The organism is Urbifossiella limnaea (assembly GCF_007747215.1).
In the GTDB taxonomy this organism is placed as follows: Bacteria; Planctomycetota; Planctomycetia; order Gemmatales; family Gemmataceae; genus Urbifossiella; species Urbifossiella limnaea.
The window spans coordinates 1166765-1186606 of record NZ_CP036273.1 but is presented as its reverse complement, the minus strand read 5'-3'; the positions used below and the strand labels follow the sequence as shown (position 1 = coordinate 1186606).

19 protein-coding genes are annotated in these 19842 nt (G+C 73.1%); 10 read left to right on the top strand and 9 right to left on the bottom strand.

Going from position 1 to position 19842, the window contains the following annotated elements; genetic code table 11:
• Positions 1-250 precede the first annotated feature (250 nt).
• Positions 251-1468, bottom strand: a complete 1218-nt coding sequence (nuoH, locus tag ETAA1_RS04780; protein WP_238389374.1) for an NADH-quinone oxidoreductase subunit NuoH — start codon at positions 1466-1468, stop codon at positions 251-253.
• An 85-nt stretch (positions 1469-1553) separates the two neighbouring features.
• On the opposite strand from nuoH, the gene scpB reads away from it, so the two are divergent.
• Positions 1554-2201, top strand: coding sequence for an SMC-Scp complex subunit ScpB (scpB, locus tag ETAA1_RS04775; protein WP_145234786.1), 648 nt, complete (start codon positions 1554-1556; stop codon positions 2199-2201).
• A gap of 62 nt (positions 2202-2263) precedes the next feature.
• On the opposite strand, the gene ETAA1_RS04770 is transcribed toward scpB, so the two are convergent.
• A complete protein-coding gene (locus ETAA1_RS04770; RefSeq protein WP_145234784.1) occupies positions 2264-3457 on the bottom strand; it encodes a TIGR03000 domain-containing protein in 1194 nt (397 codons plus the stop codon).
• Positions 3458-3757: 300 nt separating this feature from the next.
• On the opposite strand from ETAA1_RS04770, the gene ETAA1_RS04765 reads away from it, so the two are divergent.
• A complete protein-coding gene (locus tag ETAA1_RS04765) occupies positions 3758-5143 on the top strand; it encodes a S41 family peptidase (RefSeq protein WP_145234782.1) in 1386 nt (461 codons plus the stop codon).
• Positions 5144-5215: 72 nt separating this feature from the next.
• On the opposite strand, the gene rimO is transcribed toward ETAA1_RS04765, so the two are convergent.
• On the bottom strand, positions 5216-6646 hold the full coding sequence (gene rimO, locus ETAA1_RS04760) for a 30S ribosomal protein S12 methylthiotransferase RimO (protein WP_145234780.1): 1431 nt from the start codon (positions 6644-6646) through the stop codon (positions 5216-5218).
• Positions 6647-6754: 108 nt separating this feature from the next.
• Between rimO and ETAA1_RS04755 the strand changes: the two genes are divergently transcribed.
• Positions 6755-7435: a 5-oxoprolinase subunit B family protein gene (locus ETAA1_RS04755; RefSeq protein WP_145234778.1), complete on the top strand. Its 681-nt coding sequence runs from the start codon at positions 6755-6757 to the stop codon at positions 7433-7435.
• 63 nt (positions 7436-7498) lie between these two features.
• Here ETAA1_RS04755 and ETAA1_RS04750 read toward each other — a convergent pair whose 3' ends face one another.
• Positions 7499-8911 (bottom strand): ABC transporter permease, encoded by a 1413-nt coding sequence (locus ETAA1_RS04750; RefSeq protein ID WP_145234776.1) that lies wholly within the window; start codon positions 8909-8911, stop codon positions 7499-7501.
• A 2-nt stretch (positions 8912-8913) separates the two neighbouring features.
• Positions 8914-9882 carry an ABC transporter ATP-binding protein gene (locus ETAA1_RS04745; RefSeq protein ID WP_145234774.1) on the bottom strand — a complete coding sequence of 323 codons (969 nt, stop codon included), beginning with the start codon at positions 9880-9882 and terminating at the stop codon, positions 8914-8916.
• A 166-nt stretch (positions 9883-10048) separates the two neighbouring features.
• Between ETAA1_RS04745 and ETAA1_RS04740 the strand changes: the two genes are divergently transcribed.
• Complete coding sequence (locus ETAA1_RS04740) at positions 10049-10963, top strand: dihydroorotate dehydrogenase (protein ID WP_145234773.1); 915 nt, start codon at positions 10049-10051, stop codon at positions 10961-10963.
• Position 10964: 1 nt separating this feature from the next.
• Here ETAA1_RS04740 and ETAA1_RS04735 read toward each other — a convergent pair whose 3' ends face one another.
• Positions 10965-11330 (bottom strand): lipocalin family protein, encoded by a 366-nt coding sequence (locus ETAA1_RS04735; protein WP_145234771.1) that lies wholly within the window; start codon positions 11328-11330, stop codon positions 10965-10967.
• Between the two features lie 196 nt (positions 11331-11526).
• On the opposite strand from ETAA1_RS04735, the gene ETAA1_RS04730 reads away from it, so the two are divergent.
• The 4 genes from ETAA1_RS04730 (at position 11527) to ETAA1_RS04715 (ending at position 16264) form a co-directional block, all read left to right on the top strand.
• Positions 11527-11793, top strand: coding sequence for a (2Fe-2S)-binding protein (locus ETAA1_RS04730; protein WP_145234769.1), 267 nt, complete (start codon positions 11527-11529; stop codon positions 11791-11793).
• Positions 11794-11924: 131 nt separating this feature from the next.
• Positions 11925-12824, top strand: a complete 900-nt coding sequence (locus ETAA1_RS04725) for a carbohydrate deacetylase (RefSeq protein WP_145234767.1) — start codon at positions 11925-11927, stop codon at positions 12822-12824.
• 38 nt (positions 12825-12862) lie between these two features.
• On the top strand, positions 12863-13873 hold the full coding sequence (locus ETAA1_RS04720) for a glycosyltransferase family 2 protein (RefSeq protein WP_145234765.1): 1011 nt from the start codon (positions 12863-12865) through the stop codon (positions 13871-13873).
• 909 nt (positions 13874-14782) lie between these two features.
• The gene (locus tag ETAA1_RS04715; RefSeq protein WP_145234764.1) at positions 14783-16264 is read left to right on the top strand and encodes a protein adenylyltransferase SelO; all 1482 of its coding nucleotides are present in this window, start codon (positions 14783-14785) and stop codon (positions 16262-16264) included.
• Between the two features lie 94 nt (positions 16265-16358).
• Here ETAA1_RS04715 and ETAA1_RS04710 read toward each other — a convergent pair whose 3' ends face one another.
• A complete protein-coding gene (locus ETAA1_RS04710) occupies positions 16359-16934 on the bottom strand; it encodes a hypothetical protein (RefSeq protein WP_145234762.1) in 576 nt (191 codons plus the stop codon).
• Between the two features lie 170 nt (positions 16935-17104).
• Entirely contained in the window at positions 17105-17674 is a 570-nt protein-coding gene (locus ETAA1_RS04705) for a DUF1415 domain-containing protein (protein WP_145234760.1), read from the bottom strand.
• 139 nt (positions 17675-17813) lie between these two features.
• Between ETAA1_RS04705 and ETAA1_RS04700 the strand changes: the two genes are divergently transcribed.
• Positions 17814-18290: a hypothetical protein gene (locus ETAA1_RS04700; protein WP_145234758.1), complete on the top strand. Its 477-nt coding sequence runs from the start codon at positions 17814-17816 to the stop codon at positions 18288-18290.
• A gap of 45 nt (positions 18291-18335) precedes the next feature.
• Here the strand turns inward: ETAA1_RS04700 and ETAA1_RS04695 are convergent, their stop codons facing one another.
• Positions 18336-18950: a hypothetical protein gene (locus tag ETAA1_RS04695; RefSeq protein ID WP_145234756.1), complete on the bottom strand. Its 615-nt coding sequence runs from the start codon at positions 18948-18950 to the stop codon at positions 18336-18338.
• A gap of 99 nt (positions 18951-19049) precedes the next feature.
• Between ETAA1_RS04695 and ETAA1_RS04690 the strand changes: the two genes are divergently transcribed.
• Complete coding sequence (locus tag ETAA1_RS04690; RefSeq protein ID WP_145234754.1) at positions 19050-19835, top strand: DUF1963 domain-containing protein; 786 nt, start codon at positions 19050-19052, stop codon at positions 19833-19835.
• Positions 19836-19842 lie beyond the last annotated feature (7 nt).

Sequence of the window (19842 nt, the reverse complement as noted above, 5' to 3'; positions counted from 1 at the left end):
CCGCGTGGGGTCAGTGCATGGTTTTCAGGCCGAAGGCCTGACAGCCCTCAGCCCAGGGCAAGGTGCGAAGCACCGCCGCCCTGGGTACGGGGATCGAAATGCCGTGCAGGCTGAAGGCCTGCGAGCCGGCTCGCAGGCCTTCAGCCTGCGGGGTGGTTCGCGCCGCGTACCCAGGGCGTTGCCCTGGGCTGAGGGCTGTCAGGCCTTCGGCCTGAAAACCCGGGGATCATCCCCGTGGCTGCTCGTGCGGCTACTTCCGGCCCGCGGTCAGCGGCGTCGCCCGGCCGGCCCACGCGCCCGGTAGATGGCCCGCGGGGCCGCTCATCGCCGGCGGCTTCAGCACGCTCACCGCCAGCAGCACCACCACGGCCAGCGTCCCGAAGCTCAGCACGTACCGCGTCGCGGCCGTCAGCCCCGGCGGCGCCAGGAGCTGCCACAGGCACACGCCAATGAGCAGGGCGCACGCCATCGGCAGGAAGTACTGCAGGCACGTCGTCATGACCTGGTCGATCCGCAGCCGCGGCAGCGACCAGCGCAGCCACATCATCACCAGCACGCCGACCCAGCACTTCGCCGTGAACACGGACAGGTTCAGCAGGTTCCCCCACCAGAAGCCCCATTCCGCGGCCGGCTCGAACGGGAGGAGGCCGGTGTGCCAGCCGCCCAGGAACAGGAGCGCCGCCAGGCCGCTCACCGCGAACATGCTGCCGTACTCGGCCAGGAAGAAGATCGACCAGCGGAACCCGCTGTACTCCGTCAGGAAGCCGGCCACCAGCTCGCTCTCGGCCTCCGCCAGGTCGAACGGGGCCCGCTTGCAGCTGGCCGTCGCGGTGATGAAGAACACCACCAGCGCCAGGAACGTGAACGGGTCGTGGAACGCCGTCCAGTTCCAGAACCAGCCGACCTGCAGGTTGCCCATCGTGGTCAGGTTGAGGGTGCCGACCACGCACACCGGCACGACCACGCACAGCGCCCGCGGCACCTCGTAGCTCACCACCTGCGCCGCCTCGCGGACGCCGCCGAACAGCGACCACTTGTTCGCGGAGGCGTACCCGGCCAGCACCACGCCGAACACCTCGCTGCTGAGCACCGCCAGCACGAAGAACGCCCCCACGCTCAGCTCGTGGGCGACGAGCCCGGCCCCGAACGGCAGCGCGATGTACCCGCAGAACGCGGCGCAGAACGCCAGGTACGGGGCGAGCCGGAACAGGACGCGGTCGGCGCCCGCCGGGGCGTGGTCCTCCTTCGAGATGAGCTTGATGCCGTCGGCGAGGGACTGCAGCAGCCCGAACGGGCCGACGCGGGTGGGGCCGAGGCGGTCCTGCATCCGGGCGCTGACCTTGCGCTCGGCCCAGATGGCGAGGAACGCCGACCCGCTGATGAACGCGAACACCGCGGCCGCGGCCGTGACGCCGAAGGCGACGAGGTTCCAGGGCTCGCGCAGGTATTCGGACCAGAACGGGGGCACGGCGACCTGCCTTCCACGACGGCAGCGGGGCGGGTACTTTACCGCCCGGATGTCGGAAGTGTACCGAACGCCCCACAGCGCCGCCATGCGTCTGTCCGCACCGTCCTTCGCGTCCGCCGCCCGCCGGCCGTTCTCGGCCCGGCCCGGCAACGCCGTGCGCCCCGCCTCCCTCCGCTTCCGCGCCGCACCGACTGAGGCGCCGCCCGACGACCCGCTGGCCCGCGACGCCAAGCTGGCGCGCGTCGAGGCGGTGCTGCTGGTCGCCGACGAGCCGCTCAGCCCCCGCCGCCTCGCCGACGCCGCCGGCCTCGCCGACACGGCGGAGGGGCGCGCCCTCGCCGAGAAGCTGAAGGGCTTCCTCGACGCCGGCGGCAGCGCGTTCGAGGTCGCGGAGATCGCCGGCGGCTACCAGTTGCTGTCGCGGCCAACGATGGCCCCGTGGCTGGCGCGCCTGCGGCGCACCGGCCACGACCTGCGGCTGACGCCGGCGGCGCTGGAGACGCTCGCGGTGATCGCGTACCGGCAGCCGGTGATGCGGGCGGAGGTGGAGCAGGTGCGCGGCGTGTCGTGCGGCGAGGTGGTGCGGCAGCTGATGGAGAAGGGGCTGGTGCGCGTGTCCGGCCGGCACGACTCGCTCGGCCGGCCGCAGCTGTACGGCACCACCAAGAAGTTCCTCCAGGCGTTCGGGCTCAACACGCTGAAGGACTTGCCCGAGGTGTTCGAGCGGAAATGAGGCGAGCCGGGGGCGTCGGCCCCCGGCTCGCCCCCCGCGTGGCCGGCTCGCCACACGCCGCGTCACCGGCCCAGCGAGCTGAAGTCCACTTCCGTGTGTTCGCCGGCCCGGAACGCCACCTTCTGCGACAGCTGCTCCGGCTGGCCGTTCCGCGTCACCTCCACCCGCAACAGGTAGGCGAACTCCCGGCCCGCCGGCAGCGGCGGCGTCGTGAACCGCCGCGTCGACTCGGTCGAGGGGTTGCGGTTGTTGTCCACGAACAGCGCGGCGCCCGGCGGCAGCTTCACCGTGATCGTGGCCCGGGCGTCGCCGCCGGTCGGAGCAGTCGGGGCAACCGGGGCCGTCGGGGCAACCGGGGCCGTCGGACCGGGGTTCGACACCGGCACGGCCGGGGCCGCCACCGCCGGGTTGGCCGCCGGCGTGGCGGGGGCGCCGGTCGTCGGGCGGGCCGCGGTCAGGTCGGCGAACTCGACCGTTTCCGTCGCCCCGGCCCGCACCGGCACCCGCTTCGTGACCGACACCACCTCGCCGTTGCGGTCGTACTCCGCGGTCATGCGGTAGGTGAACTCCATGCCGCCGGGCAGTTCGGGGGTCGTGAAGCGGCGCTCGGCGCCGGTCAGCCGCAGCGGCACGCCGTCGGCGTACAGGCGGGCGTCGGCCGGGAGGCGGACCACGATGGCCGCCCGGCTGCCGTTGGACACCGTCGCCGTCGGCGGGCCGAACGCGACCGCCGGGCGGAAGCCGGTGCGGTCCGGGGCCGGGGCCGACTGCGGGTCGGCGTAGGGGATGGTCGCCGGCGGGGCCGCGTACGGCTGGGCCGGCCCGAACACCGGCGGCGGCGCGGACGGCACCGGGCCGCCGTAACACGACAGGCCGCCGTTGAGGACCGGCGTGTACGACACGGCCGGCCCGCCGAAGCAGCTGTACGCCGCGGTGCCGCCGCAGCACCCGGTGCAGCCGGCCAGGGCGGTCGTGCCGCCGCAGCACCCGGTGCAGCCGGCCAGGGCGGTCGTGCCGCCGCAACAGCCGTTGGCGTTCCACCAGCTGCGGACGCGGTCGCGGACGCCGAAGATGGCGTGCCCGCCGCCGCAGCACTCGGTGCCGCCGCAGCACCCGCCGCCGTAGCAGCTGTAGCGGGCGGCCCCGCCGCCGCACCCGTTGCAGCTGCCGCCGTTGAACAGGTCGCGGAAGTAGCCGTTGAACTGCGGGGCGTCGGCGCCCCCGGCCATGGCGGTCATCAGGACCAGGCTGTACATCGCGGCCACCCGGTGCGGGGGAATCTGGGGAATCTGCGGCCCCTGTACAACGAGGATAAACGGCTCCGGGTGGGCGGACAAATCGGGCTTGAGTGAAAACGTCCTCAAGTACCCAGGGCGGCGCGCCCGTTCCCTTCCGACCGGGCGCACGGCTATAATCGATACGTTCAGCTCACCGGCGTCGCATGACGGGGTGACGGGGTGAGGGGTGAAGGGTGACGACGGGGTATTCTTCTCACCCCGTCACCCCGTCACCCCGTCACCCCGTCACCAAGACCAGTACCCCTCGGGCGCAACAACATGTCGCTGCGGAATCTCGTCTGGCTCCTGGCCGTGCCCGCGTTCGTGGCCATCGGCCTGGCCATCGGGTACAGCGCCCCGGCGCCCGACAAGGACTACAAGCTCGTCCGCCAGGTCGTCGACGTGCTCGCCGAGGTGGACGCCAGTTACGTCCGCGAGCTGTCCGACGCCGACCGCCAGAAGCTCGTCGAGGACATGATCGACGGCGGCCTCCACCAGCTCGACCCGCACTCCGAGTACTTCAACGCCGCCCGGCTGGCCGAGTTCGAGTCCACCACCGAAGGGAGCTTCGGCGGCGTCGGCATCTCGCTCGGCATCGACGCCAAGTCGAAGCTGCTGAAGGTCGATCACCCGATGCCCGGCACGCCCGCGTACAACGCCGGCGTCGTGGCCGGGGACATCATCGTGAAGGTGGAGAACGACAGCACCGAGGGCTGGTCGATCGAACAGGCCAAGAAGCGGATCACCGGGCCGATCAACTCGAACGTGACGCTGACGATGCGGCGCGACGGCAAGGGCGAGTTCCCGGTCACGCTGACGCGCGGCCGGATCGAGATGCACCCGGTGATGGGCGTGGCCCGGAGCAAGACCGACCCGCTGAAGTGGGAGTGGTTCGTCGACCCGCAGGCGAAGATCGCCGTGATCCGCATCGCCACGTTCAGCGAGCTGACGACGAAGGAGTTGCGGGCGGCCGTGACCGAGATCGAGGCCGCCGGCGCCCGCGGCCTCATCCTCGACCTGCGCGACAACCCCGGCGGCCTGCTGAACCAGGCCATCGACGTGGCCGACGCCTTCCTGCCGGACGTGCGGATCGTGTCCACGAAGGACCGCCGCGGCAGCGAGCGGGTGTTCGGCGGCAAGAAGGAGGGCACGCTGTTCCAGCCCACGCCGGACAACCCGCGGCCGATCGCCGTGCTGGTGAACCGTAACAGCGCCAGCGCCAGCGAGATCGTGGCGGCGGCGCTGCAGGACCACGGCCGGGCGGTGGTGGTGGGCGAGCGGACCTACGGCAAGGGGAGCGTGCAGAAGCTGCTGCGGCTGCCGCACAACGACCCGCCGGCGGCGGTGAAGCTGACGACCGAGACGTACTGGCGGCCGAACGGCAAGAACATCCACCGCTACCCGGACGCGAAGGAGGCCGACGACTGGGGCGTGCGGCCGAGCCCGAGGATGGAGGTACCGACGGCGGAGGAGGAGCGGCTGCGGTACGCGGTCGAGATGCGGCGGCTCGACTACGTGGCAGGTCGGCCGGACGTGGTCGGGCCGAACCCGGCGGCGGCGCCGATGCCGAAGGGCGCCGACGGCCGGGCGCTGGTGGACGAGAGCAAGCCGTTCGAGGACCGGGTGCTGGCGAAGGCGATCGAGGTGCTGCGGGCGCCGCGGTAGGGTTATGGCTCGGGGTTTCGCCGCTTGCGGCTTAGCGCGGGGCAGCGCTAAGCCGCAAGCGGCGGAACCCGATCACCACGGCTTCCCGACCGCGCGCCCCGCCAGGTCGTAGCCGTCGGCCGCGGTCACCTTCACCTTCACGAAGTCGCCGGCCCGCAGCCCCTTCCCCTTCACCCGCACGGCGCAGTCGATGTCCGGCGAGTCGGCGTAGGTGCGGCCGCGGAAGTGGCTGGCGAACTCCGGGTCCGGGCCGTCGATCACTACCGGGTGGTCGCGCCCCACCTGCGCCTCGGCCCAGCGGAAGGCCACCGCCTGCTGCGCCTCCATCACGCCAGCCACGCGCGCCGCCTTCACGTCGTCGGGGAGGTGGCCGTCGAGCTTGGCCGCGGGCGTGTCCGGCTCCGGCGAGTACGGGAACACGCCGAGCCGCTCGAACCCGAAGTCGGCGACGAACCGCCGCAGCTCCTCGTACTCGGCGTCCGTCTCGCCCGGGAAGCCGACGATGAACGTCGTCCGCAGCGCCAGGTCCGGCAGGTTCTTGCGCAGCCGCCCCAGCAGCGCCTCGGTGGCGGCGCGGTCCACGCGGCGGACCATGCGCCGCAGCACGCGGTCGTTGATGTGTTGCAGCGGCATGTCGAGGTACGGGATCACCTTGTCCGTCGTCGCCAGCGCCTCCACGACCTCGTCGGTGAAGTGCTCGGGGTAGGCGTACAGCACGCGGACCCACTCGATGCCGTCCACCTTCCCCAACTCGCGGATCAGGTCGGCGAGGCGGGTGCGGCCGTACAGGTCCATGCCGTAGTACGTCGTGTCCTGGGCCACGACGATGAGCTCGCGGACGCCGTCGGCGGCGAGCTCGCGGGCCTCCTTCAGCACTTCTTCGATCGGCTTGGTGGCGTGCTTGCCGCGCATCTTCGGGATGGCGCAGTAGGTGCAGAGGCGGTCGCACCCCTCGCTGATCTTCAGGTACGCGAAGTGCCGCGGCGTGATCCGCAGGCGCGCCGTGTCCTCCAGCGCCCGCACCGGCGCGGGCGGGAACAGGTCGAGCGCCGACAGGTCGGCGTCGCCGCCGCGGCGGCGGGCCTGCACCGCGTCCACGACGGTGGCAATCTCCTCGCGGCCGAACACGCCGAGAATTTGATCTACGCCCGGCACCTGCTCCAGCAGCACCTCGCGCTGCCGCTCGGCCATGCACCCGGCGACGACGACGGCGCCGAGCTTGCCGGCGTCCTTCAGCGCCAACATCTCGCGGATGACGCCGAGCGACTCCTGCCGCGCCGACTCGATGAACCCGCACGTGTTCACGACGACGACATCGGCGCCGCTGGCGTCGGGGCGGAGGGCGTAGCCCTCGGTGGCGAGCTTGCCGAGCATCCGCTCGGAGTCGACGGTGTTCTTGGGGCAGCCCAACGAGACGAACGCGAAGGTGCCTTTCCCCGAGCCGGGGGCATCAGCCCCCGGAGTGCGAAGCGGCGCGGACAGCGGCAGGCTCTTGACGGACATGCGGTGGGGGGGTCGGGGGGTGCGGAGGACGAACCGCCATTCTACGCCGCGGGGCGCGATAAACTACGGGTTTGCTCCGCCGCGAGCGGCGAAGCCCGGAGCCGCCCCGTGACCCTGGTTCCGCTCGGCGACGCGGCCGTGCTCGCCACCCTGCCCGACGAGGCCGCCGCGGTGCGGTTCGCCGCCGCCGTCCGCGCCGCTGCCCCGGACTGGCTGCACGACGTGGTGCCGGCATACGCCACCGTCGGCGTCTTCTTCGACGCGGACGTGATCGGAACACCCGCGGTCACGGTGTGGCTCGCGGACCGGGAGCGGGCGGCTCCTGTCTCCTGTCTCCTGTCTCCTGTCTCCCGGTCGCACACCATCCCGGTCTGCTACGAGATGGCCCCGGACCTGCCGCGCGTCTGCGAGCACACCGGCCTCCGCGCCGACGACGTGATCCGCCTCCACGCCGGCGGCGCGTACACCGTCTACGCGGTCGGGTTCGTGCCGGGCTTCCCGTACCTCGGCTACCTGCCGCCGGAGCTGTGCGGGGTGCCGCGGCTGGCGTCGCCGCGGCTGCGCGTGGAAGCGGGCAGCGTCGGCCTGACGGGCCGGCAGACGGGGCTGTACCCGCTGCCGCGGCCGGGCGGGTGGAACCTGATCGGCCGGACGCCGCTGGTCGTGGTGGACGTGGCCGACGGGTTCTTCCCGCTCCGCGTCGGCGACGCGGTGCGGTTCGAGCGGATCGACGAAAAACGCTTCGGCGAGCTGGGGGGGGAACGGTTACCTGGCGAGCGGCCGGCGTGAGCCGGCTGTTCCCACGCGCATCAGATGCGCGTGGGAACAGCCGGCTCACGCCGGCCGCTCGCCCTAGTAGTCCCGCCCCGCGAACCGCCAGCAGCCGAGCCCGAGTACGACGGCGATGAACCCGACCGACACGCCGAGGATCTCGGCCCACGACGCCCGCGGCGGCTTGTCGAGCTTCTGCGCCTTCAGCTGGTTCGGCGTCAGCACGCCCTCGGCGATCACCCGGCCGAGCCGCTCGTCCAGCTGGTACGTCCGCGGCGTCACGTAGTGGACCGCCTTCACGAACGGCCACGACCCCGGCCCGAAGACGAACCACACCCGCCCGTCCGGGTCCGGCGGGCCGGCCCGCGGGTTCAGCGGCGCGGCCTCCGCCTCCTTCAGCGCCGCCTGCCGGTCCTCGACCGCGGTGTTCAGCTTGCCGACGCCCCACATCAGCCCCCACGCCACGGCCGTCACCAGGATGGCCACGATCGTACTCCGGGTCAGCACCGCGGCCAGCGTGCTGACGGCGTACAGGACGGCGAAGAAGAACGTCAGCAGCGGGATGACCATGAGGAAGTTCGGCGACCACAGCCCGGACCGCAGCCCGATCACCAGCCACACGCCGAGCACCGTGTACGCCGTCAGCAGGAAGATGAACATCAGCCCGCCGAGGTACTTGTACACCAGCAGCCGGGTCCGCCCGATCGGCTTCGACACGATCAGGTCGAGGCTCCCCTTGGCGAGCATGGTGGGGATGAACCCGGCCGTGATGACCACCGACACCAGCAGCAGGACCCAGGCGCCGATGCCGTTGACGAGGTAGTCCTCGGTCAGGTACACGCCGTCCCGCAGCGACGGGGTGATGCCCGGCGGGTCAAAGGCGAACAGGACCGTCACCTGGTGCGGCCACGCCAGCTCGTCGTCCACCTTGCTGCCGCGCACGACCACGTGGTACCGCGCCTCCGGCGGCGGCGGCGGGCCGTCGTCCTTCTTCTTGTCGGCCTTCCCCTCGGCCTCCTCGTCCGGCCCCTTCCCCTTCTCCTTCTCCTTCGGCTCCAGCTCCGGCGGCCCGCCGGTCACCTCGACCGTCTCGTACTGGCCGGCCAGGTCGTCGCGGAACTGCGAGCGGATCCGCTCCCGGCCGAGCGGGATGCCCTGCCGCTGGAGCTTGCGGAGGTCGGCCCCCTCCTTGTTCACCTTCACCACGTAGTCGAACGTGTAGTCGGCCCGCCACGGCTGAGGCGCGTTGGTGCTGGTGAAGTTCTCGACGCCGAACTCGGGCCGGCCGAGTTCCTCGAACGCCTGCGGGTTGTGGCTCATCGCCCAGCGCATGATCTTGAACTCGGCGTCGAGCCGGTCCTGCAGCGTGATCGGGCGGTAGCCGATGCTCGCCACCAGGACGATCAACAGCGTGGCCAGCACCAGCATGATCTGGAGCATCCAGCCGTTGCGGGCCTCGCGGTAGCTGTCCTTCAGGAACGCCAGGAATTGCACGGTCAGCTCCTCCGCCGGGGGCCGCCGACCGGGCGGACGCCCTTGCCGGGGCGGCCGTCCGTCCCGGGCTCGGCCGCGTCCACGATCGACACGAACAGGTCTTCCAGGCTCTGCTTCTTCTCCACCAGGTGCCGCAGCCGCAGCCCCTTCTCGGACAGCAGCGCCAGCACCGGGTCGATGCCCTTCCCCTCGGGGAGCTCGACCTCGTACCGCCCGGCCGCCGGCGTCACCTTGTAGCCGAGGCGGATCACGTCGTCGGCCGGGAACTGCTGCCCGTCGGCGACGCCGATCACGAACAGCCCGACCTGCTTGGTCAGGTCGGCGACCGTGCCCTCGCGGACGAGTTCGCCGCGCTGCAGGATGGCGACGCGGTCGCAGATGAGTTCCACCTCGCCGAGCAGGTGGGAGTTGAGGAAGATCGTCTTGCCGTCCTCCTTGAGCCGCTGCATCAGGTCGCGGATCTCGCGGCGGCCGACGGGGTCCACGCCGTCGGTCGGCTCGTCGAGGAAGATGACCTGCGGGTCGTGGAACATGGCCTGGGCGATGCCGAGCCGCTGCTTCATGCCCTTGGAATACGTGCGAATCTTCGAGTGCATGCGGCCGGCGATGCCGACCTGCTCGAGCATCTCGGGGATCTTCTTGCGGCGGTCGTCGGCGCTGACGCCGTACAGCTGGCCGTAGAAGTCCATGAGCGAGTAGCCGCTGTGGTACACCGGGAAGGCGTGGTCTTCGGGCAGGTAGCCGACGCGCCGGCGGGTGGCGGCGTCGCCGGCGGCGTGGTCGAGCAGGGTGGCGTCGCCGGCGGTCTTCTGGACGATGCCGAGGAGGATTTTGATGAGTGTGGTCTTGCCGGCGCCGTTCTGGCCGAGGAGACCGTACACCTGGCCGGGCTCGACTCGCAGCGACACGCCCTTGAGGGCTTCGATCTTGCCGTAGGTCTTGCGCAGCTCCCGCGTCTCGATCACCGCCACAGCGGCCTCCGGGGGTCGGGATGGGGAACGTAACGGAGAGGGATTCGCGGTCCCAGCGAACATATTGGCGCGCGACGGGGGCGGCGAGGCTCGGGGCTTCGCCGCTCGCGGCGTGGCGGGGGTACGCCGCGCTACGCCGCGAGCGGCGGAAGAATACAACACCCCCATGCCCGACCTCACCGTCGCCCTCAACCGCCTCCGCCTGCGCAACCCCGTGCTGGTCGCGTCCGGCACGTTCGGGTACGCCCGCGAGATGGCCCCCTACGTGGACTTCGCCAAGCTCGGCGGCGTCGTCCCCAAAACGGTCACCGCCGCGCCCCGCGCCGGCAATCCGCCGCCGCGCACCGTCGAGACCGCCAGCGGGATGCTCAACGCCATCGGCCTCGACAACGACGGCCTCGACCACTTCCTCGACCACCACCTGCCGTACCTCCGCACCCTCCCCACGGCCGTGATCGGCAACGTCGCCGGCAAGACGGAGGACGAGTTCGTCGAGATGGCGGCGAAGGTTCACGCCCGCGGCACCGGGCTGGCGGCGCTGGAGCTGAACCTCAGCTGCCCGAACGTGTCCGGCGGCACCGACTTCGCCGTGGACGCCGAACTGACACGTCGCATCGTCCGCCGCTGCCGCGACGCCTGCCCCGACCTGCCGCTGCTGGCCAAGTTGACGCCGAACGTCACCGACATCACCGTGATTGCGAAGGCGGCCGCGGACGGCGGCGCCGACGCCGTCACGGCGGTGAACACGTTCGTGGGGATGGCCGTGGACTGGCGGCGGCGCAAGCCGATCCTGGCGAACGTGACCGGCGGCCTGAGCGGCCCGGCGATCAAGCCGCTGGCGCTGCGGGCGGTGTGGCGGATCGCCAAGCTGGGGGCGATCCCCGTGGTCGCGGTCGGCGGCATCGCCACCGTGGACGACGTGATGGAATTCCTGGTGGCCGGGGCGAGTGCGGTGCAGGTGGGCACGGCGAACTTCTACGACCCGTCGGCCAGCGCCCGCGTCGCCGACGCGCTGCCGGCGGCGCTGGCGGAGGCGGGCGCCGGCCGCGTCGCGGACGTGGTCGGCACCCTGCGGGCGTGACCTACTTCCGCTTGAACTCCTCGGTCTTGTTGTCGTCGCCGAGGAGGTGGAGTTCCGTCGCCGTCAGCTTCTTGATTTCCGCCGACTGCTCGAACGACGCGTCGCCGAACTTCAGCTTCACCGTCAGCTTGGTCTTGGCCACCGCGTACGTCCCGGTGCCGACCTCGTCCTTCTCGCCCTTCACCTTCACGGTGAACTTGCCGTCCTTGGCGAACTCGATGGTGCTCCCCAGCGGCAGGTCGCCGGCCTTGGTCACCTCCCACACGCCGACGATCTTCGTCGGTTCGTCCTGGGCGCGGGTGCGGGCCGTCCCGCCGAGCACCAGCACCACCGCCAGCCCCACCCCGAACGCGGACAGCCGCATCATCTGAGTCCCTCCAGTTGGTCGGGCCGACCCGCCGGCCCCCAGGTCGGGTGATGTTACGCCAGGGTCCGCGAAGCCGCAAGCGAGGCGCTTTTCCCGCGCCCCCGGTTGACATCCGCGGCCGCGGCGGGTACAGTTTGCTGAGACGCAATCTCAACAAGGTTCGCGTTCCCGCCACGACCGGGTTTGGAACCCGCCGATGACGCTCCCGCAGCTGGACGACCGCCTCTGCCCCGACCCGTGCGCCGGCCCCTGCGGCGGGTGCGAGGACCGTATCGTCTGCCGCTGCCTCAAGGTTACCGAGGGGCGGATCGTCGAGGCCGTCACGACGCTGGGCTTGCGCACCGTCAAGGACGTGCGCAACGCCACCGGCGCGGGCGACGGCTGCACCTGCTGTCACAAGCAGATTCGTGCCCTCATCGAAGTCCACGTCACGATCGACGCCCCGCTCGCCGCTGCCGGGTAGTCCCCCCAACCTGCGCCCCTTCCGCGGTCGATCTTGCATTCCGACTGTGGTTTCGGAATAGTGCGGGTCGCCCGAATCGTTTCCCGCGATGATTCGCGCCCCGGAGACTCGCTACACCGGCAGGGACGCCGATGGGGCTGTCGCGCCAGCTCGTGGTCATCGCCGACGACTTCGGTATCGGCCCGGACACCGACCGGGGCATCCTCGAACTCGCCGCGGCCGGGCTCGTGACGGGCACGACGCTGCTGGTGAACTCGCCGCACGCCCCGGCCGCCGTAACGGCCTGGAACCGCGCCGGCCGCCCGCTCGACCTCGGCTGGCACCCGAACCTCACCCTCGATCAGCCGATCCTGCCCGCCGCGCGGGTGCCGTCGCTGGTGCGGTCGGACGGCACGTTCTGGCCGCTCGGGGCGTTCATGCGGCGGTCGCTGCTCGGGCGGATGAACCCGGCCGAGGTGGCCGCCGAGCTGGCGGCGCAGCACCGGCGGTTCGTGGAGTTGGCCGGCGCCCCGCCGCGGCTCGTGAACTCGCACCAGCACGCGTCGCTGTTCCGGCCGATGTTGCGGGTGCTGTTCGACTTCCTGGCGGCCCGGCCGGAGCGGCCGTTCGTGCGGCGGGTGCGCGAGCCGTGGCGGCTGCTCGCCCGGGTGCCGGGGGCGCGGGTGAAGCGCGTCGTGCTGAACGCCCTGGGCCGGCGGCAGGCGCGCGACCTGGACCGCGCCGGCTTCCCCGGCTGCGACTGGCTCGCCGGCGTCACCGACCCGCCGTTCGTGACCGACGCGCGGTTCCACGCCCGCTGGCTGGAGCACACCCCGGGGCGGGCGGTCGAGCTGATGTGCCACCCGGGCTACCACGACCTCACGCTCGTCGGCCGCGACGCGGTCGCCGACGACGAGTACGTGCACCGGCGGGTGAGCGAGCTGGTACTCTTCCGCCGGCCGGAGTTGCCGGACCTGATCCGTGCCGCGGGGTTCGCACTGACGCGGCCGAGCGAGCTGTGCGCGACCCGACCGGCGAGCCGGGCGGCCTGAGCCGCCGGCCGACACGACCGACCCCGAAGGCCGTCTCCATGCCCGCGCGCCCGCGCCTCAGCGTCGTCTGCCCGGCCTACGAGGAGGAGGACGTCCTCCCCAGGTTCCACGCCGCGCTCGTGCCGGCCGTCGAGCCGCTGGCCGCCGACTACGACCTCGAACTCCTCTACGTGGACGACGGCTCCCGCGACCGCACGCTGGACGTCATCCGCGACCTCGCCGCCGCCGACCCGCGCGTCCGCTACGTGTCGCTGAGCCGCAACTTCGGCCACCAGGCCGCCCTCACCGCCGGCCTCGACCACGCCACCGGCGACGCCGTCGTCTCGCTCGACTCCGACCTGCAACACCCGCCGGCGCTCATCCCGGTGCTGGTGGCGAAGTGGCGCGACGGGTTCGACGTGGTGCTCACCATCCGCGGCGACGACCGCCGGCTGGGGTGGTTCAAGCGGCTGTCGTCGCGGGCCTTCTACCAGGTTCTGGGCCGGATGAGCAGCGTGGAGGTGCGGCCGGCGGCGGCCGACTTCCGGCTGCTGTCGCGGCGGGCGGTGGACGAGCTCGGCCGGCTGCGCGAGGCCCACCGGTACGTGCGCGGCATGGTGCAGTGGCTGGGCTTTCGCGTGGCCGAGGTGCCGTTCGAGCCGGCGGCGCGGCAGGGCGGCGTGTCGAAGTACACGCTGCGGCGGATGCTGCGGTTCGCCACCGACGGCCTACTGTCGTTCTCGCCCGCCCCGGCTCGACTCGCGGCCGGCGCCGGCGTGGCGATTACGGCGGCGAGTTGGCTGCTGTGCGTGTGCGCGGTGGCGCTGCTGGTGCCGCTGTCGGAGCCGGTGGCGCGGGTGGGGCTGGTGCTGCTGACGGCGCTGCACCTGTTGGCGGCGTGCGGGCTGGGCGTGGCGGCGGTGCTCGGTGAGTACGCGGCGCGGGTGTACGACCAGGCGAAGGGCCGCCCCGTGTACGTGGTGAAGGAGGCGACCGCCGGCGCAGGCCACGGCGTGGCGCGGGTACGGCGGGCGGCGCAAACCAAATCGCTTCGCGCTGTGGGAACGTAACCGTTCACGCCCTGTCGAGTCGGGCGTGATCGGGCCGGGCGACTCCGGCCATCCTCCGGCATTGCCCGGCCGCCTCGACCCCCGCCGACCTGTGGGACGCCATCCCACCCGACCTCCGGCCGGCCATCGCCGACGCGTACACGGCCGTCGGCCGGGAACTGGGCGCGACGGTCGTGCCGGCCGGCCTGGCAGTCGTTCCTCCGCGAGCACGAGCGGCCCGTCCTGCACGACCGGGACCAGAGTCACCCCACGCCGGCCGGGTCGTACCTGGCCCCGTGTGCCTTCCTCGCGGTGCTCGTGGGGGAGAACCCCGTGGGGGTCGGCAGTGACGTCGCGGGCCTGGACGAGTCGGAGCGGACCGCGCGGCAAGAGGCCGCGTGGCAGGTGTGCCGCCCCGCGGCGTGACGGCACGCGGGCGGCGAGCGTGTTGCATCCCCTCCCGTTCCCGATTACCTACCACCCGTCACCCCCGCCCTGCCCCTCCCTCCCGCCGGGCCCGCCTGCAAATGCTCGACCCCACCCGCTCGTCCAGAACCCGTTTCCATCCCTTCCACGATCTCGGGTCCGTCGCCCGGCACCACGGCCTGGTCGGTCGGAGGGTCGCGGGTGTGGGCGGGAGGCCGGCGGACGTCAACCCTGGCGCCGGCGGTCGAACTCCTCGGCCCGCTTCCGGACGCCGTCGGCGTTCCGCTTCTGCCGGGCCGACACGTCACCGCCCGCGCTGGCCGGGACTCTCCGCCGGTCGTACGCCGCGGACCGCGGCGTGTGACAGGTACGTCGAGAAGTTGGAAACACGCCCGACCCGACCGCCCCGGTAGAGGTCCACACGCCCCTGGGCCGTGACCCGAACCCGTCCGCCTCCTATCTCCATCCAACTGGAGACCCGACACGCACCGGACGGGGCACGGGATGAGCGCATTGACGGCACCGACCGCGGGACGGGGCGGCGCGGGCTGGCGGTTCGAGAACACCTACGCGCGGCTCCCGGACGCCCTCTTTACTCCGGCCGAACCGGCCGTGGTACGGGAGCCGCGCGTCTCGGTCCTGAACCACCCACTGGCGACCGACCTCGGCCTCGACCTCCGGGCGCTGGACCCGGCGGCCGCCGCGGCCGTGTTCGCGGGGCAGTGCCTCCCGGAGGGGAGCCGGCCGATCGCGCAGGCCTACGCCGGGCACCAGTACGGCGGGTTCACCACCCTCGGGGACGGCCGGGCCGTCCTGCTGGGCGAGCACCGCACGCCCGACGGCCGGCTCGTCGACGTTCAGCTCAAGGGGTCGGGGCGAACGCCGTACTCCCGCGGCGGGGACGGCCGGGCGGTGCTCGGGCCGATGCTCCGCGAGTACGTCGTCAGCGAGGCGATGGCCGCCCTCGGCATCCCGACGACCCGGAGCCTGGCCGTCGTCACCACCGGGGAGTCCGTCTACCGCGGGGCGGCCAGGAAGGGGTCGATCCTCACCCGGGTGGCCGCCAGCCACATCCGGGTGGGCACGTTCGAGTACGCGGCCCGCCGGGGCGAGGGCGTGCTGCGGGCGCTGGCCGACTACGCAATCGCGCGGCACGATCCCGGGCTGGTCGAAGCCCCCGACAAGTACCTGGCGTTTCTCCGCGCGGTCGCGGACCGCCAGGCGTCGCTCGTCGCCCGGTGGCAACTCGTCGGGTTCGTCCACGGGGTGATGAACACGGACAACGTGGCCGTCTCGGGCGAGACGATCGACTACGGGCCGTGCGCCTTCATGAACGCCTACGACCCGGCCACGGTGTTCAGCTCGATCGACCACGGCGGCCGGTACGCCTACGGCAACCAGCCGCACGTCGCCCAGTGGAATCTCGCCCGGTTCGCCGAGACGCTCCTGCCGCTGATCGCCGCCGACCCGGCGGAGGCGGTCGCGGCCGCCACGGGCGTGCTCGACGAGTTCCCGGCCCGGTTCGGGGGGTACTGGCTCGCCGGGATGCGGCAGAAGCTCGGGCTGCGGGGGGAGGAGGACGGCGACGCGGACCTGATCGGCCGGTTGCTCGCGTGGATGCGGACCACCCGGGCGGACTTCACCAACACGTTCCGCGACCTGTCGTCGGGCGTGCCGCCGGCCGGCGACCGGTATCAGGCCGCCGAGTTCCGGGCGTGGGCCGCCGAGTGGCACGAGCGACTCACGCGGGACGGGCAGCCTGAGGCTGCGGCCTACGAGCGGATGCGGGCGGTCAACCCGGCGGTCGTCCCGCGGAACCACCGGGTCGAGGAAGCGCTGGCCGCCGCTGAGGAGCGCGACGACCTGTCCGCGCTCCGGCGGTTGCTGGACGCGCTGGCGGCGCCGTACGCGGACCGGCCCGAGCTGGCGGAGTACCGAGACCCGCCCGCCGACGAAAGCGGCTACCGGACGTTCTGCGGTACGTAATCCCTGCCCCCACCCACGTGGTGGGCCGGGGTCGGCCGTACCGGGCGGATTCGCCAACGCGATCCCGGCACGCCCGGCGGCGACATCGACCGGCTTACGCCGCCCGCCACCCGGCCGAAACCGGCACCGGGTCGTGGGCCGTCATCGGGATCGGCTCGCCGACCGGGGTGGGGGCGGGCTCCGGTCGCGGCGCCACGCGCCCGCCCGCCCGCCCGTCGCACCACGCCACGACCGCGTCCAGCCCGGCGATCACCCCGCCCATTCCTTCCGCACGATCGTCGCGGTCGGCCGGGGCGACACCGAGCCGGGCCGCGATGCGGTCGGCCAGTCGGTACGCCTTCTCGGCCACCTGCGCCGGGGCGTCGGCCTGGGGGCCGGCCTGCCGGCACACCGCCCGGACGACCCGGCACCACCCAGCCACCCGCTCCGGCGTGCTGAGGTTGAGTTCGGGCAGGTCGACCGCCCGGTGGCGGGCCGAGTACCCGGCGAGGGCGGCCCGGTACGCCTCGTACCGCCGCTGCCGCTCCCGCAGCCCGGGGCCGTGGGCGTCCCCCGCCGCGGCGTCGTGCCGGTGGTTCTCCCAGCCGGCCTGGAGGTCCAGCACCCGGGCGAGGGCGGCGGCTTGCTCCGGGGATAGTTCGGCGGCGGCGTGCGGGGTCAGCGGGGCCACGGCAGTCCTGCCTTGAGAGGAGTGGGGCGGGTGACGGTGTGGTATCGGCCGGGCCGGTCGGGAGGGTTGACGGCGGCAGGCGGGAACGGCGGGCCGCGACGCCCGGCAGGCGGCACATCCGGCCCCGCGGGTCGAACCGGGCGTGCCGGCCGGGCGGCTCGTGCGGCCGGTCACGCCGGCGGCTCGTCGGCGGCCGGCCCGAGGAGCGACAGGATTCCCGCCCGGCCCAGGGCCCGGAGGGTCGCGGTGTTCCGCCCGGGGATCGCGGCCAGCGCGTCCGCGTCGCCCGCCACCTCGGTGATGCTCTCCTCCCGGAGGAGGTGGAGCATCGGGTGCGGGGACCGGTTGGTGTAGTTCTCGGGGGCGTCGGGGGCCGCGCCGGCGAACTGAAAGCCCGGGTGGAACCCGACCACCTGAACGACCCCGGCCAGCCCGAGGCGGCGGACCAGCCGGTCGGCCTCGTGCAGGAAGTCGTTGAAGTCCGCGAAGGCCGGGAACGCGCGGGGGTGGATCAGCAGCGTCGTCTCGACCGCCTCCCGCGGGGCCGCCACCAGCCCCGCCAGCTCCGCGCCGAGGGCCGCGAGTAGCCCCTCCTCGTCCCCGGCGTCCGTGACCGCGTACCGGAGCCGCCCGGCGTCGGTCACGCGGCGGGCGAACGGGCACAGGTTCAGCCCGACCACCATCGTGGCCACCCACCGCCGGGTCGCGGCGATCACGGCCGGCCCGTCCGAATCGCTCACGGCACTCCCCCCGGTTCAGTGTCCTCGCAGTATAGGTGCCGGCGCCTGTGGGTCGGGCGTCGGGCCGTCCGGCTCAATAGACTCATAGACTCGTCTGAAGGGCCGAGACATCGGCACCCGCAGGCGGAAAGGACGTGACGTGCTGGTCCGCGAACTCGTCGGCGGCGACCCGCCGTACGCGTGCAAGGTGATCTTCCTCGACCAGCCCGCCGGCTTCGGCCACCGGGTCACGGACGCGGGCCGCGTGGTGGAGCACGTCCTCACGCGCCACGCCGAGTTCGAGGCGGCGGTGGCGGAGAAGCTGGCCGAGGGGTTCGCCGAGACGGACCGCTCGCTGACCCGGCGGGTGTTCGTGGCCGACGGGATGTTCTGGGTCGTCGCGCTCGACGGGGCCGCCGTCCGCACCCGGTTCGGCAAGGTCCGGGCGGACTGGCGGGAGGCGTCGGGGGAGGGCGGGGAGCGGGAGTACCGGGACCGCGACCGGGCCGTCGCCGCGTACCACCGGGCCGTCGCCGCGAAGGAGGCCGAGGGCTACCAGGAGTTGCACCCCCGGCCGGTCGTGATCCCCGACAGCCCGATGCCCCCGAAGCGGTCGGGGAAACGGAAGTCGCGTTAGGGATTCGCCCGGTTGGCTGGTCCCCGGCGAGCGGTGCCCCGACCGTTAACCCGGTCCGCCGACCGCCGTGAGTGTGTGGGCCGGGTCGCGCTTCACGTCGACCGCCCGCACGGCCACCGACCCGCCGCCCGGCAGCACGAGCACGACCGGGTCCGCGAGGCCGGGCCGGTTCCACGCCGCCAGCCTGGCCAGGTCGTCCGCCCAGTCGGTCGGCACGTCCCCCCGGCCGGCGGCGACGACGACCAGCACCGACGCCGACCGCTTCCACCCGAGTTGTAGCAGCCGGGCGGCGGCCGCTTCCGTCCGCGCCCGCCACTCCTCGACCCGGCCGTCGCCGTCGAGCAACAGCACGACCTCGGCGAACAGCCAGCAGTGGTCGCCCGGCTCGCCGGACCCGCCGACCCGCAGGCCGCCGCAGGCCGCCGACGGCCGGCCGTCGGCCCCCGCCACCCCCTCGCTGCCGTACGTCGGCCGGGCCGCCACCTCGCACCACCCGTGCTCGGCTTGCCGGCGGCGGCACGCCAGGAACGCCTCCCCCTCCAGCCACCCGCCGAACGGGGCGTCGGCCGCGACGAGGAGGTGCAGGTCGGCGGCCTTGTCGGCGAGTCCGGCGCAGACAGCGCGGAAGACGTCGGCCGCGAAGGTGTGCGGGTCGCCCACTGGTGTGCCCCGGGTCGGTGTGGTACAGGTAGCGGGTGATTGTAGCCCGGGGCGGTACGTGTCCCTGCGGCGATCCACGAGGCGGACGCAGGTAGAACCATGCAGGCCGACGAGATCGTGGCGACGCTGGAGCCGTGGCGGGCGAGGAACCGGCGGCCGGCCTGGACGCCGGTCGTCGAGGCCGGCGACGGCCCGGCGACGGCCTCCAAATTCTGCGGCACGCCCTGGACCGGACCGGACGCCCCGTGGCCCGACTGCGGGCTGTGCCGCCGCCCGCTCCAGCCGTTCCTCCAGCTCGACCTGGACGACCTGCCCGACGAACTCGGCCGGCCGTTCGGCACCGGGCTGCTGCAACTCTTCTACTGCACGCGCGAGGAGTGCCAGGGGGCCGGCGGGTGGGCGCCGTTCGCCGACGACCTGAGCCGGGTCCGGGTCGTGCATCCGGGCGGCGGCGGCCCGGCGACGCCGGCGCCCGAAGCCCCCGCGTTCCCGGCGAAGCGGATCGTCGGCTGGACCCGGCTCGACGACCTGCCCGGCCCGCAGGACCACGACGACAACGGCCTGACGTACACCTACGACTTCAAGGCGGGCACGCTCCGGTTCGAGTGCCCCGAGGTGGGGCTCGACCACACCGGCCCGATCAACGCGTGCCCGGCGGAGCAGATCGCCACCGCCGCCCCCGGGGACAAGCTCGGCGGGTGGCCGTACTGGGTGCAGGGGGCGGAGTACCCGGCCTGCCCCCGGTGCGCGCGGCGGATGGCGCTCGTCTTCCAGCTCGACTCGGAGGGCCACGTGCCGTTCATGTTCGGGGACGCGGGGTGTGGGCACGTCACCCAGTGCCCCGAACACAAGGACGTCGTCGCCTTCGGCTGGGCCTGCGGCTGAGCGGGAC

Excerpts from the sequence above, each read along its gene's own strand:
- scpB (WP_145234786.1), top strand. The coding sequence starts at position 1,554 with ATGCGTCTGTCCGCACCGTCCTTCGCGTCCGCCGCCCGCCGGCCGTTC.
- ETAA1_RS04770 (WP_145234784.1), bottom strand. The coding sequence starts at position 3,457 with ATGTACAGCCTGGTCCTGATGACCGCCATGGCCGGGGGCGCCGACGCC.
- ETAA1_RS04765 (WP_145234782.1), top strand. The coding sequence starts at position 3,758 with ATGTCGCTGCGGAATCTCGTCTGGCTCCTGGCCGTGCCCGCGTTCGTG.
- rimO (WP_145234780.1), bottom strand. The coding sequence starts at position 6,646 with ATGTCCGTCAAGAGCCTGCCGCTGTCCGCGCCGCTTCGCACTCCGGGG.
- ETAA1_RS04740 (WP_145234773.1), top strand. The coding sequence starts at position 10,049 with ATGCCCGACCTCACCGTCGCCCTCAACCGCCTCCGCCTGCGCAACCCC.
- ETAA1_RS04735 (WP_145234771.1), bottom strand. The coding sequence starts at position 11,330 with ATGATGCGGCTGTCCGCGTTCGGGGTGGGGCTGGCGGTGGTGCTGGTG.
- ETAA1_RS04730 (WP_145234769.1), top strand. The coding sequence starts at position 11,527 with ATGACGCTCCCGCAGCTGGACGACCGCCTCTGCCCCGACCCGTGCGCC.
- ETAA1_RS04725 (WP_145234767.1), top strand. The coding sequence starts at position 11,925 with ATGGGGCTGTCGCGCCAGCTCGTGGTCATCGCCGACGACTTCGGTATC.
- ETAA1_RS04720 (WP_145234765.1), top strand. The coding sequence starts at position 12,863 with ATGCCCGCGCGCCCGCGCCTCAGCGTCGTCTGCCCGGCCTACGAGGAG.
- ETAA1_RS04715 (WP_145234764.1), top strand. The coding sequence starts at position 14,783 with ATGAGCGCATTGACGGCACCGACCGCGGGACGGGGCGGCGCGGGCTGG.
- ETAA1_RS04690 (WP_145234754.1), top strand. The coding sequence starts at position 19,050 with ATGCAGGCCGACGAGATCGTGGCGACGCTGGAGCCGTGGCGGGCGAGG.